We start from the raw sequence: 14,854 nt of genomic DNA, 5'->3' as shown, positions 1-14,854 counted from the left end.
TACGCCCGGCCGCCGGGCCCCGACCGCGTCAGGTGCGGAAGACGGACACCGGGCGGCCGGACACCGCGGTGTCGATCGCGAAGACGCCGCCGGAGAGCGGGTGCTCCTCGAGCTGCTCCTCGGTGAGGTTCTCGCGCGCCGTGCCGATGACGAGGGTGCGCAGGTCCGGTCCCGCGAACGCCACCGAGGTGACGTTCGGCGCCGGGATCTCGATCTCGAGGTCCTTCGTGCCGTCGGGCGCCCAGCGGATCACCTTGCCCGCGCCGTAGATCCCGTTCCACGCGTAGCCGTCGACGTAGAGGGTGAGGCCGTCGCTCATCTCGCCGTGGATCCAGTGCTCGAGCTCCCCGAGCTCGCCGTCGGCGGAGTAGGGCGCCCGGTACACGGTCTGCTGCCCGGTGTCGGCGAGCACCATGGTGCGGCCGCCGTCGGTCCACTCGAAGCCGTTGGTGACCGCGAAGCCGCCGAGGAGCGTGCGCAGCTCGCCGGACCCGTCGACCGAGTAGACGGCCGCGTCGGGCTCGCCGTCGGTGACGTCCATGGAGCCGATGACGAAGCGGCCGCGGGGATCGCACTTGCCCTCGTTGAGCCGGATGCCCCCGTGCGCGTGCTCGACCCGGGCGAGCTCGCGCGTGATCCGGCCCTCCCGGTCGACGAGCACGATGCGGTCGCCGAGGCCCGCGACGTAGCCGCCGTCGTCGGCCGGCTGGAAGGAGGCGAGCGGCGGCGGCAGCTCGAGCACGGTGTCGTCGGATCCGTCGACCGCGCCTGCCCATGGGCTCCGGTGCAGCGTGCCCGCGGTGATGTCGTTCCACATGACGTCGCCCGCGGCATCCCACCACAGGCTCTCGACGAGGATCGCGCGGGCGTCGCGCAGGACGCGGAGGTCGGAGGTGAGGACGGTCATGGATCCAGCCAAGCACCGGGAGGGCCGGCCCGTCCGCTGGGCGAAGCGCGGGCGCTCCACCCTGGGCGCGGACTGTGAGCGCCCTCACCGTTCGTGCGCCGAGGAACCGGCGGGCGTACCGTCGAGGAGAGGCCGGATGACGTGCGCGAGCGCGCCCGGCCAGCGGGGCCGGATCCCACCGGACGACGCCCCGCGCGGATCGGGAACCCCCGACCCCACGAACGAACAGAACGAGGAGTCGCACATGACCACGACCGTCGAACGCCCCACCAGCGCATCCGAGAAGGCCACCCAGCCCGAGGGCTCCAAGCCCACCAAGCGCCAGAACGCCGAGCGCGGCTTCAAGGCCAGCGAGCAGCTGCACGAGAACATGCAGAAGGTGCTCGTCGACCTCATCGAGCTGCACATCCAGGGCAAGCAGGCGCACTGGAACGTCGTCGGCAAGAACTTCCGCGACCTCCACCTCCAGCTCGACGAGATCATCGACTCGGCGCGCGAGTTCAGCGACGACCTGGCCGAGCGCATGCGCGCCCTGCACGCCACGCCGGACGGCCGCAGCGACACCGTCGCCGAGACCACGACGCTCCCCGAGTACCCGCAGGGCGAGGTGGACACGGCCGAGACCGTCGACCTCATCACCCAGCGCCTCGAGGCCGCCGTGCACACCATGCGCGAGGTGCACGACGACGTCGACGAGGAGGACCCGACCACCGCGGATCTCCTCCACGGCTTCATCACCGCGCTCGAGCAGTACGCGTGGATGGTCTCCGCGGAGAACCGCCGCGTCGGCTCGGCCGCCGAGTAGCGCGAGCAGCACGCACATCACGACCCGAGGGCCGCGCCGCCAGGTGCGGCCCTCGTCGTGTCCAGGAGGGCACGGCAGACCGCACCACGACGCCCCTCGCGGGGCAGACGAGGAGACCGAGATGGATCTCGGCATCACAGGCAAGACCGCGCTCATCACGGGAGCCGACTCGGGGATCGGGTGGGAGACCGCCCGCATCCTCCTCGCCGAGGGCGCGACCGTCGTCCTCAGCGACCAGGACCAGGGATCGCTCGACGAGGCCGCCGCGAAGCTCGACGGCGGCGACCGCGTGCACGCGTTCGCGGCCGACGTGACGAGCGTCGAGTCGCTCGCCGCGCTGCACGACAAGGTGCAGGAGGCCGTCGGCGACATCGACATCCTCGTGCAGTCCGCGGGCATCACCGGCGCGCAGGGCCTCTTCCACGAGATCGACGACGAGGGCTGGACGAACACCATCGAGGTCGACCTCATGGGCCCCGTGCGGCTCGTGAAGCGGTTCCTCCCGTCGCTCCGGAAGGGCGGCTGGGGCCGGATCGTGTTCCTCGCCTCCGAGGACGCCGTGCAGCCGTACGACGACGAGCTCCCCTACTGCGCCGCGAAGGCCGGGATCCTCGCGCTGTCGAAGGGCCTCTCGCGCAGCTACGCGAAGGAGGGCCTGCTCGTGAACGCGGTCTCGCCCGCCTTCATCCACACGCCCATGACCGACGCGATGATGGAGAAGCGCGCCGACCAGCTGGGCACCTCGAAGGACGACGCGATCGAGTCCTTCCTCGACGAGGAGCGCCCGTACATGGAGCTCAAGCGCCGCGGCGAGCCCGCCGAGGTCGCCAACGTGGTCGCGTTCCTCTGCTCCGACCTCGCGTCGTTCGTGAACGGATCCAACTACCGCGTCGACTCCGGATCGGTGGCGACGATCTGATGGCCGAGCTGGAGAAGGGCGACCACGTCACCTGGAACACGCCGCAGGGCGAGACCCACGGGAAGGTCGTCGAGGAGAAGACGAAGGACTTCCAGCACGACGGGCAGCACTTCACGGCGTCGTCCGACGAGCCCGCGTACATCGTGGAGAGCGACAAGTCCGGCAAGACCGCGGCCCACAAGGGATCCGCGCTGACGAAGAAGAAGTAGGGCCCTCCCTCGCGGGTACCGGCGACCGGTACCCGCGAGGGGCGACCCGCCCCCGGGCCCGCGCCTAGGCTGTGGCCGATGGACACCGGGACCGCCGCCGCGACGCGCTCGACGTCGTCACCCCGTCGCCGCACCGGTGCCGAGGTCGCGATCGACGCGGTCGCCGGACTCCTGATCGCCGGCCTCGCCGTGGTCCCGCCCGTGGACGTGCAGGAGGCGAGCCTCCTCGTCGCCGCGCTGGCGTTCGCCGCCATCATCGTGCGCTCCGTCCTCCCGGGCACCGCGCTCGTCCTCGCGTGGGCGATGGCGCTGGCGCAGTGGCAGCTGGGCGAGCGGCCCGGCTTCGCCGACGTCGCGCTCCTCCTCGTGCTCTACTCGACGGCGCGACGCGGATCCCGCATCACCGCCGTGCTCGGCGCCGCGTCCGCCCTCGTCGGCGGCTCGGTGGCCACCGTCTACCTCCTGCAGACGGGCGCGCGCTTCTCCGTCTTCACGCAGCCCGGCGGCCCGGGCGGCGTGATCTTCGCGGCGGCGCCCGTCCTCGCCCTGCTCCTCGCGTGGCTGACCGGCCTCGTGGCGCGCGCGATCCGCGCCCGCAGCTCCGAGTCGCGCCTGCGCGTCCAGGCGGAGGACACCGCCGTCAAGGCCGTCGACCTCGCGCAGGCCGAGACGCTGCGCGCGAGCATGGCGCGCGACGTGCACGACATCGTCGGGCACTCGCTCGCGGTGATCATCGCCCAGGCCGACTCGGTGCAGTTCCTCGACGACGAGGAGCGGATCCGCGGCGTCTCCGCCACCATCGCCGACACCGCCCGCCGCTCGCTCGCGGAGGTGCGCGAGGTGCTGAGCGGCACCAGCCCGGCCGAGGCCGACGACGGGCCCGAGGACCTCGACGCGGTCGTCGCGCAGGTGCGGGCGGCCGGCGTCGACCTCGCGCACGACGTGCGCGGCAGCCGCCGGCCCGTGGATCCCGCGCGCCAGGTGGTCATCCGCCGCGTCGCGCAGGAGATGACGACCAACGCGATGCGGCACGGCGCCCCGGGCGGGCGGATCCGCCTCCGCGAGACCTGGCGCGCCGCCGACGTCGTGCTCGAGGTCGAGAACCCGGTCGCCCGGCGCGGCGACCTGCCCGAGCCCGGCGCCCACACCGGCCTCGAGTCCCTGCGCGTCGGCACGGGGGTCGAGGGCATGCGCGCCCGGCTCGCGGCCGTCGGCGGCGACCTCGAGGCCGAGGCCGTCGACGACCTGTTCACCGCGCGCGCCCGCATCCCCCTGCCGGCCGCGCATCCCATCCCCCTCGTGCCGGGAGGCCGCCCGTGATCCGCATCGTGCTCGTCGACGACCAGGAGCTGTTCCGCGGCGGCGTGCGCGTCGCCCTCGACGCCCAGCCCGACCTCGAGGTCGTCGGCGAGGCCGGCGACGGGCGGGAGGGCCTCGCCGTGATCGACGAGGTGCGGCCCGACGTCGTGCTCCTCGACATGCGCATGCCCGTGATGGACGGCCTCGAGACCGTGCGGGCGCTCTTCGACGGGAGCCGGACCGATCCGCCGCGCGTCATCGTGCTGACGACGTTCGCGCTCGACCGCGCCTCGGCCACGGCGATCCGCGGCGGGGCCAGCGGCTTCCTGCTCAAGGACGCGACGCCCGCGTTCCTCGCCGCGGCGATCCGCGCCGTGCACGCCGGCAGCGCCGTCCTCGCGCCGGACGAGCTCACGCAGCTGTTCACCTCGGACGCGACCGCGGCCCCCGCTCCCCCGGCGCCGCCCGCGTTCCGCTCGCTGAGCGCGCGCGAGAAGGACGTCTTCGGGCACGTGGCGCGCGGGCTGTCGAACGCGGAGGTCGCGGCGCTCGAGTTCGTGAGCGAGTCGACCGTGAAGACGCACGTGAGCAGCATCCTCGCGAAGCTCGCGCTGCGGGACCGCGTGCAGCTCGTCGTGTACGCGCACGACCACCGGCTCGTGGAGCGCGCCGGGTAGCAGCCTCCGGCCGCCCGTGCGTCGTCGTCCCGCCCGCGGATCAGCCGCCGAGCGCGCCGCCGCAGCGGTGCAGCCCGGTCGCGAGGGCGTCGATCTCCGCGCGGGCGGACTCCGCGGGGACGGACGGATCCACGTCCTCCGCCCAGATCGTGAAGGCCACCTCGGTGCCGTCCTCCGCGTCGGCGATGCCGGTGAGGCCGTGCATCCGCTCGAGCGTGCCCGTCTTGCCGCGGATCCGACCGGCGGCGGCGTCGGCCTCGCCCGTGAAGCGGCCACCCTCGGCCAGCGTGCCGGTGCGCCCGGCGACGGCGAGCCCGGCGTCGACGATGGCGAGGTCGCCGCGGTGCTCGGCGATCCGCACCATGAGCCGCGTGAGGAGCGCGGCCGGCACCCGGTTCGCGTCCGACAGGCCGGAGCCGTCGACCAGCACGATCCCGTCGGTCGGCAGGTCGAGGCCGGCGAGGGCGGCGGGCGTGCCGCGCTGGATGTCCGCGGCGGCGCTGCCCGCGCCCGTCTCGATCGCGACGAGCCGCGCGAGGGTCTCCGCGAGCGTGTCGTCGGAGTGCGTGAGCATGTAGCCGACGAGGTCGCGGACGGGCGCGGACTCCACGGTGCCGAGCACGGCGGATCCGGGCGCCGCGGTCACGAGCGGGCCGTCGGCCGCCACGTCGTCGCCGAGGAGCGCCGCGAAGGCGTCGGCCGCGCGCGCGACGGCCGCCTCGCCGCGGCGCGAGTAGGGCTCGGCGGGGTCGTCGCGGTCGCCGTCGACCATGAGCGCCGTGATGTTGGACATGGATCCGCCGCGCCGCGCCTCGAGCGGCCACTCCGGCAGCCACGCGGGCCCGGTGAACAGGCTGCTGTCGACCTGGAGGCGGCGGATGGGGACGCCCGCGAGGTCGGGGTCCTGGCGGCGGGCCTCGAGCACCTGGCGCGCGAGGTCGTCGAGGTGCGGGGCGTCGGGGTAGACGCCGTCGGTGCCGGATGCCAGGCGGCTGAGCGTGGCATCGCCGCCGCCGACGAGGACGACCGTGTCGGCGCGCGCGCCCTGCACGACGCGCGTGGCGATGCGGCGGTCCGGGCCGAGCGCCTCGACGGCGGCCGCGGCGGTGAGGACCTTCATGGTGCTGGCGGTGGCGGCGGGCTCGTCGCCGCGCACGTCGAGGACCGCGACCCCCGCGTCGCCGTCGACCTCCGCCGCGGAGAGGTGCAGCGTTCCGGTCGACCAGCCGGCCGTGAGCGCGTCGACGGTGCACGAGGCGGAATCCGCCGACGCGCCGCCGACGGGCGACGGGAGGATCCCGGTGAGGAGGCCCACGCCGACCACCGCGGTCGCGACGACGCCCGCGAGCACGGCGTCGCGGCGACGGGCGACGCGCGACCGCCGGCGGGTCGGGGTGCGGGCGGGACGGGATCCGGTCATGTCCTCAGGCTAGGAAATGCGCCCGGCGGCCGCCTCCGTCGCGGGTGCCGGCCGCTCCCCCTGCCGGACGATCCGGGGGCGCGCGGTACGCCGCGTCACCGCGATCAGCGCAGCATGCCGCCCTGGCGGCCCGACTCGGCCCAGGCCAGCGCGCGCGAGACGACGCGCTCGCTCACGTCGAGCACGCGCGCGATCTCCGCGGTGTCGCGGCCCTTCGAGCGCTCCTCGACGGCGATCATGAGCTTCCGCCGCGTGATGCCCTTGGGCAGCGACGGCGGCGCGGACGCGGCGGGCGCCTCCGCGGTCTCCGGGGCGGCGGTCTCCTCGGCGCGGCGACGGCGGCGCTTCTCCGCCTGCGTCGTGGCCTCGACCGTGGCGAGGGCGAGCGTGGCCGCGAACAGCCCGCGGCCGGCCTCGGTGCCGGCCTCCAGTCCGTCGCGGATGGCCCGGAAGGCGATGCCGCGCGCCTCGAGCCCGTTGAGGATCCGCACCACGTCGGCGACGCCGGGCCCCAGCCGGTCGAGGCTCACGACGAGCAGCTCGTCGTTCTCGCGCAGGTAGTCGAGCGCGTCCTGCAGGCCGGGTCGCGGGGCCTTGGGGCCGCCGGCGACGTCGACGAAGATCCGCTCGCAGCCGGCCGCGTCGAGCGCGTCGACCTGGTCCTGGTACGGCTCCTCGGAGCGCGCGACGCGGACGTACCCGACGAGCGTGGTCATGCGTCCTCCCTCATGCGATGCCTCCCCCTGCGTGCGCCCCCGCGTCACGCGACGACGGACGGGCGCCGATCCGGCGCCCGTCCGTCGCGTTCATGCTCCGATCAGCTCGCGTCGTCCGACTGCGGCGACGCGGTCTCCTTCTTCTCCTGCAGGCGCTCGATCTGCTCGCTCGCCTCCGCCTTGTTGAGGTCGGCGGGGATCTCCTCGCCTGCCTGCGTGGCGAGCGAGTCGAGGTAGCTGCGCTGCGCGCCCGTCATCGGCTCGTCGCCCGTGACCCACGTGCTCGGGTCCTTCTCGGCGCTCTGCGGCGGCGTGGGGGTGGAGGAGCCGAGCATCTCCTTCTCGTCGCCGCCGGTGGTGTCCTGGTTCGCATCGCTCATGGTCGTGCCTCCTCGTGTGGTGCCTCCGACGCTACTCGCGACCGGCGACACCGGACGGGGCGCCGGGGGCGCCCGCGACGCTGGGCGGCTAGCGTCGCCCGCCGCGCAGGAGCGCCGCGCGGTGCTCGGTCACGGCGCGCAGCAGGCGCCGCTCGTCGTCGAGGTGGCCGGCCTCCGAGCGGCCGGACGCGGCGGGCCGCTCCGACAGCATCCGCTGGCGCGCGAACGCGAGCCGCGTGGCGTCGCGCGTGAACAGCCCCATCGCCCGTCCGACCTCGCCGCCGCGCGTGCGCGCCCACAGCCGGGCCCGGCGACGCCCCTGCCACGTGCTCAGCATCTCGACCTCGGCGGGCGTGAACCAGCCGACGGCGGCGTACTCGCGGAGCCGGCGGCGCGTGAGGTGGATCTCGTAGCGGCGCAGGAGGATCACGACCGTCACGAGGAACGCGAAGATCGGCACCTGGAGCAGCACGTAGAAGGAGAGGAAGTCGCCCGTGATGGTGACGCCCGTGTTCCAGAGGGCGTGCAGCACGATGGCGCCGACGAGGCCGATCGCGCCGAACCCGAGGGCGGCCCCCGGCCCGCGGCGCGCGCCGTAGCCGATCGCGATGCCGGTGATCATGGTGAAGGTCACGTGCGCGAACGGCGAGAAGAGGCCGCGCAGCACGAACGTGCCGACGAGCGTGCCCGTCGTGCCCGAGACGAGCGGTCCGCCGAAGTAGACGATGTTCTCCGTGAACGCGAAGCCCGCCGCGATGGTGGCGCCGTAGACGACGCCGTCGACCGGCCCGTCGAAGTGGCGGCGCGCGACCCAGAAGACGAGGAGCAGCCCGATCGCCTTCGCGGACTCCTCGACCACGGGTGCCTGGACCGCGAGCTGCAGGAACTCCGTGTACCGCGTGGGCACCCCGATCGCGAGGCGCGCGTACTGCGCGACGAGGTCGAACAGCAGCGCGATGGCGACCGACGCGGCGGCGCCCCACAGCAGCGCGAACAGCAGGGCCAGGCGCGGCTCGGGCTCCCACCGGTCCACCCAGCGGATGGCGAGGAGCACGCCGGCGAGCGGGATGAGGGCGAGGAGCGCGCAGATCGCGACGGCCTGGATCCCGAGGCTGAGCACGAGGTACGCCGCGACGACCAGGCCGACGAGCAGCAGGACGGCGACGCCGACGACGCCGAGCACGGCCGACGTCGTGATGCGCGACGACGCGTGCGGCGTCGGGAGCTCCATGGACGGGGGCGGCGAGGCCGGCGAGGGACGGTGGACGGTCACGGGGATGGACGGGTCGGTCACGACGGCCCTCTCTTCGGCGGATCGGCCTCGCCAGCCTACTGGCGGGGTCGGCGGCCGTCAGGGGCGCCGTCGCACGCGGACACGGTGGGCGCGACGCCGGCCGGTCAGGCCGCCTTGCCGGGGTTGAGGATGCCCCGCGGATCGAAGACGCGACGGATGCCGGCGGCGAGTCCCATGACGTCCTCGCCCAGCTCGTCGGCGAGCCAGCGCCGCTTGAGCAGGCCCACGCCGTGCTCGCCCGTGAGCGTGCCGCCGAGGTCGACGGCCGCGCGGAAGAGGAGGTCCGCCGCGCGCCAGACGTCGTCGGGGATGCCCGTCGCGTCGCCGTCGGGCGTGGTCGGGTCCTCGGGGATGCAGAAGTTCGGGTGTAGGTTGCCGTCGCCCGCGTGCGCGACCGTGGGGATCGCGAGGCCCGTCTCGCGCTCGATTTCCCGGATCCGCGCGAGCATGTCGGCGAGCCGGGACCGCGGCACGGCGACGTCCTCGATGAGGACGCGGCCGCGCGCGGCGAGCGCGGGGTGGAAGGCGCGGCGGATCGCGAGGAGGCGCTCGCCCTCGTCGGCGTCGTCGGTCACGTCGGCCGTGCCGCCGCCCGCGACCACCACCTCGACGACGCGCGCGGCCTCCGCGGCGGCGTCCGGGCCGTCGCAGCGGACGAGGAGGTGGGCGGATCCGCGCGTGGAGTGGTCGGTGCCGAGGAACGCGTCGATGGCCTCGAGCGCGCCGGCGTCGAGGAGCTCCATCGCGGCCGGCCGGATGCGCGCGGCCGTGATGGCGGAGGACGCGGCCGCCGCCGAGGTGGAGTCGGGGAAGAAGGCGGCGACCGTCGAGGGCGTCGCGGTCGGCAGCGGGCGGAGGCGCACGGTCGCGCGGACGATGACGCCGAGCGTGCCCTCGGATCCGATCATGAGCGCGGTGAGGTCGTAGCCCGTGACGCCCTTGACCGTGCGGTGGCCCGTGTCGATGACGCGGCCGTCGGCGAGCACGACCGTGAGCGCGAGGACGGCCTCGCGGGTCACGCCGTACTTGGCGCACAGGAGCCCGCCCGCGTTGGTGGCGATGTTGCCGCCGATGGTGGAGATGGCCTTGCTCGCGGGATCCGGCGAGTACCAGAGGCCGAGGGGCGCGAGCGCGGCGTTGAGGTCGTCGTTGAGGACGCCGGGCTCGACGACCGCGAGCTCGTCGGCCTCGCTGACCTCGAGGATCCGGTCCATGCCCCGCACCGACAGCACGATCTCGCCCGCGGTCGCCGTGGCGCCGCCCGCGAGGCCCGTGCCGGCGCCGCGCGTGACGACGGGCGTGCCGGTGGCGTGCGCGATGCGGAGCGTCGCGACGACGTGCGCCACCTCGGTCGCGCGCACGACGGCGATCGGATCCGCGGGGCTGCGGTAGCCGGACCGGTCGCTGCGCGCGTCCTCGAGGGAGGCCGGGTCGGTCGCGACGACGTCGCCGAGGGCCGCGACGAGCTCCGCGCGGACGGCGTCGGCGGTGGCGGGCGTCGGAGGGGTGCGGATCACGTCGTCGTCGATCATGCGATCCACTGTAGGTCGCGCGACCGCCGCGGTCGGGGGCGTCGGGCAGGCTGGTCGCATGGACTCCCCCGGCGCCGCCGCGCACGTCGACCGCACGGTGCTCGAGGTCCCCGCGCCCTTCGACGGCGGCGGCGTGATCCGCTTCCTCTCCTGGCACGCCGTCACGGGCGCGGAGGAGGGCGACGCCACGACGTTCACGCAGTCGGCGCGGCTCGCGCACGGCGCGGGGACGGTGACCGTGCGGCTGCTCGACGCGGACGCGGACGTGCAGGACCACGCGCCGGACGCGTCCACCCGCGTCGAGGTCACCACGCGCGTCGAGCACGCCGCCGACGCCGCCGAGCTCCTCGCCGGCACGCGCCGCCTCCTCGGCCTCGATGTCGACGCCGACCGCATCGACGCCGACCTCGCCCGCGACCCCGCGCTCGCGGCCGCCGTGCGCGCGACCCCCGGCCTGCGGATCCCCGGCACGCTGGATCCGCGCTCGACCCTCTTCCGCACCATCGTCGGCCAGCAGATCTCCGTCGCCAGCGCCCGCGCCACCCACGGCCGCATGACCGCCGACCTCGGCGAGGACCTGCCCGCGTCCGTCGCGCACGGATCCGTCACGCGGCTCATGCCCTCGGCCGCCCGGATCGCGCGCGACGGCGCCGAGCTGCTGCGCGGGCCCGCCCGGCGCACGGCCACGCTGATCCGCCTCGCCGAGGCGCTCGAGGCCGGCGAGCTCGTGATCGCGCACGGCATGCCGCGCGCGGAGCTCCGGGCCGCGCTCGTCGCGTTCCACGGCGTCGGCCCCTGGACCGCCGACTACGTCGCGATGCGCGCGCTCGGCGAGCCGGACATCCTGCTCTCCGGCGACCTCATCGTCCGCCGCGGCGCGGCCGCGCTCGGGCTCCCCGACGAGGCCCGCGCGCTCGACGCGCGCGCCGCCGCGTGGTCGCCGTGGCGCTCCTACGCGACGCTGCACCTCTGGCGCGTCATGACCGACGGGATGCCGGCCGCGGGCTGACGCCTAGGCGCTCTTCCTCTCGGCTGCCGGATCCTTCGCGGCGCCGCCCTTCTTCGTGGTGGCCTTCTTCGCGCTCGCCTTCTTCGTCGTCGACTTCTTCGCGCTCGCCTTCTTCTCGGTCGTCGACTCCGCGCTCGAGGACTTCGCCGTCGACTTCTTCGCGGCGCCCTTCGTCGCGGTGCTCCCCTCGGCCCCGCTCGCCTTCTCCTTGGCGGCCGTCCTCTTCGCCGGCGCCGCCTTCCCCGTCGCCCCGGATGCCCCGCCCCGGCTCCGCTCGATGCTCCGCTTCAGCGCGTCCATGAGGTCGAGCACCTCGCCGCCCGCGTCCTCCTCGTCGTCGTCGCCCTCGCCGAAGGTCGCGTCGGTGTCGAGCGAGTCGCCCTGCGCGAGCTTCGCGTCGATGAGGGTCTTGAGCTGCTCCTGGTACTCGTCGCCGAACTTCGACGGGTCGAAGTCCTCCGCGAACCCCTCGACGAGCTGCGCCGACATCTTCAGCTCCCGCGGTGACACCTTGGGCGCGGCGTCGAGCGACGGGAAGTCGGCCTCGCGCACCTCGTCGTCCCAGAGCAGCGTCTGCAGCATGAGCACGTCGCCGCGCACGCGGAGCGCCGCGAGCCGGGTGCGCTGGCGGAGGGTCACGTGGACGATCGCGGTGCGGTCCGTCTCCTGGAGCGTCCGGCGCAGCAGCGCGTACGACTTGGGGCTCGAGGAGTCGGGCTCGAGGAAGTAGCTGCGGTCGAGCATCACGGGGTCGACCTGGTCGCTCGGCACGAACTCGACGACGTCGATCTCGCGGCTCTTCTCCTCGGGGAGGCTCGAGAGGTCCTCCTCGGTGATCACCACGGTGCGGTCGCCGTCGTCGAACGCCTTGTCTATGTGGGCGTAGTCGACGACCTTGCCGCACACCTCGCAGCGGCGCTGGTAGCGGATCCGCCCGCCGTCGGCGTCGTGGACCTGGTGCAGCGGCACGTCGTGGTCCTGCGTCGCGCTGTAGACCTTCACGGGCACGTTGACGAGGCCGAAGGTGACGGCGCCCTTCCAGATGGCTCTCATGGACCAAGTGAACACCGGCGGGGCCATGCTGGAGCGATGGCGGGGGCGAAGCAGCAGGTCGAGGTCGACGGGCACCGGATCGCGCTCACGAACCTCGACAAGGTGCTGTACCCGACGACCGGGACGACCAAGGGCGACGTCATCGCCTACTACGCCGCCATCGCGCCGCACATGCTGCCCCACCTCCGCGACCGGCCCGTCACCCGCAAGCGCTGGGTCGACGGCGTCGGCACCGACGAGCAGCCGGGGAAGATGTTCTTCCAGAAGGACCTCGACGCGCACACGCCCGAGTGGGTGCAGCGGCGGGCGATCCAGCACAGGGACCACGCGAACGACTACCCCCTCGTCGGCGACGTGGCGACGCTCACGTGGCTCGGGCAGATCGCGGCGCTCGAGCTGCACGTGCCGCAGTGGCGCTTCGGCCGCACGGGCGACGTGCGCCGCCCCGACCGGCTCGTGCTGGACCTCGATCCCGGCCCGGGCGCCGGCCTCCCCGAGTGCGTCGAGGTCGCGAAGGCGGCCCGGGCGATCCTCCGCGACATGGGCCTCGGGCCGTACCCGGTGACGAGCGGATCCAAGGGCATCCACCTCTACGCCGCCCTCGACGGCAGCCACGATGCGGACGCGATCTCCGAGGTCGCCCACGAGCTCGCCCGCGCGCTCGAGGCCGACCACCCGGACCTCGTCGTGAGCGACATGCGGAAGGCGCTGCGGCAGGGAAAGGTGCTCGTCGACTGGAGCCAGAACAACCCCAACAAGACCACGGTCGCGCCGTACTCGCTGCGCGGGCGCTCCCGGCCGACGGTCGCGGTGCCGCGGACGTGGCGCGAGCTCGCGTCGCCGACCCTCCGGCACCTGGAGCTGGACGAGGTCATCGCGCGGATGCGGAGGCGCGAGGATCCGCTCGCCCCCGTCGAGCAGGGCCACCGCGAGAGCCTCCAGCCGACCCGTGAGCGGCTCGCGGGCTTCGCGCGGAAGGAGCCGTCCGACGACGCGGACGCCGCCGACGACCGGCTCGCGACCTACCGCTCCAAGCGCGACGCCGCGAAGACGAGCGAGCCCGTGCCGGCGGAGTCGCCCGCGCCGTCCGATGGCCGCTCCTTCGTGATCCAGGAGCACCACGCCCGCGCGCTGCACTGGGACTTCCGGCTGGAGCACGACGGCGTGCTCGTCAGCTGGGCCCTCCCCAAGGGCGTGCCCACCGAGCACGGCACGAACCACCTCGCGGTGCAGACGGAGGACCACCCGCTCGAGTACGGGTCCTTCGAGGGCACGATCCCGGTGGGCGAGTACGGCGGCGGCGAGGTCGCCATCTGGGACGCGGGCACCTTCGAGCTGGAGAAGTGGCGCGACGGGAAGGAGGTCATCGCGACGCTGCACGGGCGGGGCGAGGGCACCGGCATCGACGGGCCGCGACGGTACGCGCTCATCCACACGGGCGGGCACGGGAAGGCCGACGCGAACTGGCTGATCCACCTGATGGAGCCCGCGGACGCGCCCGCGACAGCGCACGCGAAGCCGGCGCGCCCGGCGTCGCTCGAGAAGGCGGGCGGCCGCACGCGCGTCGGCGCCCGCCGCCGCGGCGGCGCCGCATCCGCCCCCGCGCCCATGCTCGCGACCGCCGCGACCGGCGCCGGCCTCGACCCCGACGAGGAGTGGGCCGTCGAGATGAAGTGGGACGGCTGTCGCGCGATCGCCGTCGTCGCGGACGGCCGCGCGACCATCACGAGCCGCAACGGCGTCGACCTCACGCCCGCCTTCCCCGAGCTCGCCGAGCTACCCGACCAGCTCGCCGTCGACGCCGCGGTGCTCGACGGCGAGATCGTGGTCCTCGGATCCGGCGGCCGCCCCGACTTCGGCCTCCTGCAGACGCGCCTCGGCCTGACGGGCGAGAAGGACGTCGCGCGCGCCCGCAAGGCCGCGCCCGTGCACCTCATGCTCTTCGACGCGCTGGCCATCGGCGACCGCGTGCTCGTCGACGAGCCGTACCGGGAGCGTCGCGCCGCCCTCCTCGACGCCGTGCGGTCGCCGGGCCGCGGCCGGATCCAGGTCCCGCCCGCCTTCGACGGCGACCTCGACGGGGCGCTCGCCACCAGCCGGGAGCTCGGCCTCGAGGGCGTCGTCGCCAAGCGCGTCGACGCGCCCTACGAGTCGGGGCGGCGGTCGAGCGCCTGGATCAAGGTCAAGCACCACCGCGCGCAGGAGGTCGTGGTCGGCGGCTGGCGGCCCGGATCCGGCAGCCGGGCATCCGGCATCGGCTCGCTGCTCGTCGGCGTCCCCGGTCCCGACGGCCTGGAGTACGCGGGCCGCGTCGGCACGGGCTTCACCGAGCGCGACCTCGACGACGCCCTCCGCCGGTTCCGCCCGCTCGCGCGGAAGACGAGCCCGTTCGCCGACGTGCCGGCGGCGGACGCCCGCGACGCGCACTGGATCACGCCCCGACTCGTCGGCGAGGTCGAGTTCGCCGAGTGGACCTCGACCGGACGCCTCCGCCAGGCGTCGTGGCGCGGCTGGCGGCACGACAAGTCGCCCGACGAGGTCGTCCGCGAGGGCTGACCCGCGCCCTTCGCGGCCCCGGGCGCAGGTGAGGCGGACCTTCCCATGCACGTTATGACCGCAACCGCGGCCGACCGC

Annotated in this window: 14 protein-coding genes; 7 read left to right on the top strand and 7 right to left on the bottom strand. The window is 74.6% G+C overall.

What is annotated here, in order from left to right; all coding sequences use genetic code 11:
- Window positions 1-28 precede the first annotated feature (28 nt).
- On the bottom strand, window positions 29-907 hold the full coding sequence (locus FGI33_RS02855) for an SMP-30/gluconolactonase/LRE family protein (protein ID WP_119434937.1): 879 nt from the start codon (window positions 905-907) through the stop codon (window positions 29-31).
- Between the two features lie 244 nt (window positions 908-1,151).
- Between FGI33_RS02855 and FGI33_RS02850 the strand changes: the two genes are divergently transcribed.
- The 5 genes from FGI33_RS02850 to FGI33_RS02830 all read left to right on the top strand — a co-directional run bounded on the left by FGI33_RS02850 (window position 1,152) and on the right by FGI33_RS02830 (window position 4,816).
- Window positions 1,152-1,712, top strand: a complete 561-nt coding sequence (locus FGI33_RS02850; RefSeq protein ID WP_119434939.1) for a Dps family protein — start codon at window positions 1,152-1,154, stop codon at window positions 1,710-1,712.
- A gap of 121 nt (window positions 1,713-1,833) precedes the next feature.
- Window positions 1,834-2,631: an SDR family NAD(P)-dependent oxidoreductase gene (locus tag FGI33_RS02845; RefSeq protein WP_119401877.1), complete on the top strand. Its 798-nt coding sequence runs from the start codon at window positions 1,834-1,836 to the stop codon at window positions 2,629-2,631.
- A complete protein-coding gene (locus FGI33_RS02840) occupies window positions 2,631-2,840 on the top strand; it encodes a hypervirulence associated TUDOR domain-containing protein (RefSeq protein ID WP_086526048.1) in 210 nt (69 codons plus the stop codon). The genes FGI33_RS02845 and FGI33_RS02840 overlap by 1 nt, the downstream gene beginning before the upstream one ends.
- A gap of 78 nt (window positions 2,841-2,918) precedes the next feature.
- The gene (locus FGI33_RS02835; RefSeq protein ID WP_237582230.1) at window positions 2,919-4,160 is read left to right on the top strand and encodes a sensor histidine kinase; all 1,242 of its coding nucleotides are present in this window, start codon (window positions 2,919-2,921) and stop codon (window positions 4,158-4,160) included.
- Window positions 4,157-4,816, top strand: a complete 660-nt coding sequence (locus FGI33_RS02830; RefSeq protein ID WP_119435264.1) for a response regulator — start codon at window positions 4,157-4,159, stop codon at window positions 4,814-4,816. Before FGI33_RS02835 ends, FGI33_RS02830 begins: the two co-directional genes overlap by 4 nt.
- A 40-nt stretch (window positions 4,817-4,856) precedes the next feature.
- Here the strand turns inward: FGI33_RS02830 and FGI33_RS02825 are convergent, their stop codons facing one another.
- The 5 genes from FGI33_RS02825 to FGI33_RS02805 form a co-directional block, all read right to left on the bottom strand.
- The gene (locus FGI33_RS02825; protein WP_119435265.1) at window positions 4,857-6,236 is read right to left on the bottom strand and encodes a D-alanyl-D-alanine carboxypeptidase/D-alanyl-D-alanine-endopeptidase; all 1,380 of its coding nucleotides are present in this window, start codon (window positions 6,234-6,236) and stop codon (window positions 4,857-4,859) included.
- 104 nt (window positions 6,237-6,340) lie between these two features.
- Window positions 6,341-6,952 (bottom strand): recombinase family protein, encoded by a 612-nt coding sequence (locus FGI33_RS02820; RefSeq protein WP_119435266.1) that lies wholly within the window; start codon window positions 6,950-6,952, stop codon window positions 6,341-6,343.
- Between the two features lie 101 nt (window positions 6,953-7,053).
- Window positions 7,054-7,332 carry a DUF3072 domain-containing protein gene (locus FGI33_RS02815; protein WP_119403276.1) on the bottom strand — a complete coding sequence of 93 codons (279 nt, stop codon included), beginning with the start codon at window positions 7,330-7,332 and terminating at the stop codon, window positions 7,054-7,056.
- A gap of 88 nt (window positions 7,333-7,420) precedes the next feature.
- Window positions 7,421-8,626, bottom strand: a complete 1,206-nt coding sequence (locus FGI33_RS02810) for a PrsW family intramembrane metalloprotease (RefSeq protein WP_204585928.1) — start codon at window positions 8,624-8,626, stop codon at window positions 7,421-7,423.
- A gap of 104 nt (window positions 8,627-8,730) precedes the next feature.
- Window positions 8,731-10,158 (bottom strand): FAD-binding oxidoreductase, encoded by a 1,428-nt coding sequence (locus FGI33_RS02805; RefSeq protein WP_237582229.1) that lies wholly within the window; start codon window positions 10,156-10,158, stop codon window positions 8,731-8,733.
- A gap of 58 nt (window positions 10,159-10,216) precedes the next feature.
- Between FGI33_RS02805 and FGI33_RS02800 the strand changes: the two genes are divergently transcribed.
- Window positions 10,217-11,167, top strand: a complete 951-nt coding sequence (locus FGI33_RS02800) for a DNA-3-methyladenine glycosylase family protein (RefSeq protein ID WP_237582228.1) — start codon at window positions 10,217-10,219, stop codon at window positions 11,165-11,167.
- 3 nt (window positions 11,168-11,170) lie between these two features.
- On the opposite strand, the gene ku is transcribed toward FGI33_RS02800, so the two are convergent.
- A complete protein-coding gene (ku, locus tag FGI33_RS02795; protein ID WP_119435418.1) occupies window positions 11,171-12,220 on the bottom strand; it encodes a non-homologous end joining protein Ku in 1,050 nt (349 codons plus the stop codon).
- A 36-nt stretch (window positions 12,221-12,256) separates the two neighbouring features.
- On the opposite strand from ku, the gene FGI33_RS02790 reads away from it, so the two are divergent.
- Window positions 12,257-14,776 (top strand): ATP-dependent DNA ligase, encoded by a 2,520-nt coding sequence (locus FGI33_RS02790; RefSeq protein WP_237582227.1) that lies wholly within the window; start codon window positions 12,257-12,259, stop codon window positions 14,774-14,776.
- The last annotated feature ends 78 nt before the right edge of the window (window positions 14,777-14,854 follow it).

Source organism: Clavibacter phaseoli (assembly GCF_021922925.1).
Classification (GTDB): Bacteria; Actinomycetota; Actinomycetes; order Actinomycetales; family Microbacteriaceae; genus Clavibacter; species Clavibacter phaseoli.
Note: the sequence above shows the minus strand (reverse complement) of the source record. Positions and strands in the feature narration are given on the sequence as shown.

Coding starts and splice junctions, on each gene's coding strand:
- FGI33_RS02835 (WP_237582230.1), top strand. CDS start 2,919: ATGGACACCGGGACCGCCGCCGCGACGCGCTCGACGTCGTCACCCCGT.
- FGI33_RS02815 (WP_119403276.1), bottom strand. CDS start 7,332: ATGAGCGATGCGAACCAGGACACCACCGGCGGCGACGAGAAGGAGATG.
- ku (WP_119435418.1), bottom strand. CDS start 12,220: ATGAGAGCCATCTGGAAGGGCGCCGTCACCTTCGGCCTCGTCAACGTG.
- FGI33_RS02825 (WP_119435265.1), bottom strand. CDS start 6,236: ATGACCGGATCCCGTCCCGCCCGCACCCCGACCCGCCGGCGGTCGCGC.
- FGI33_RS02820 (WP_119435266.1), bottom strand. CDS start 6,952: ATGACCACGCTCGTCGGGTACGTCCGCGTCGCGCGCTCCGAGGAGCCG.
- FGI33_RS02840 (WP_086526048.1), top strand. CDS start 2,631: ATGGCCGAGCTGGAGAAGGGCGACCACGTCACCTGGAACACGCCGCAG.
- FGI33_RS02805 (WP_237582229.1), bottom strand. CDS start 10,158: ATGATCGACGACGACGTGATCCGCACCCCTCCGACGCCCGCCACCGCC.
- FGI33_RS02845 (WP_119401877.1), top strand. CDS start 1,834: ATGGATCTCGGCATCACAGGCAAGACCGCGCTCATCACGGGAGCCGAC.
- FGI33_RS02850 (WP_119434939.1), top strand. CDS start 1,152: ATGACCACGACCGTCGAACGCCCCACCAGCGCATCCGAGAAGGCCACC.
- FGI33_RS02800 (WP_237582228.1), top strand. CDS start 10,217: ATGGACTCCCCCGGCGCCGCCGCGCACGTCGACCGCACGGTGCTCGAG.
- FGI33_RS02790 (WP_237582227.1), top strand. CDS start 12,257: ATGGCGGGGGCGAAGCAGCAGGTCGAGGTCGACGGGCACCGGATCGCG.
- FGI33_RS02855 (WP_119434937.1), bottom strand. CDS start 907: ATGACCGTCCTCACCTCCGACCTCCGCGTCCTGCGCGACGCCCGCGCG.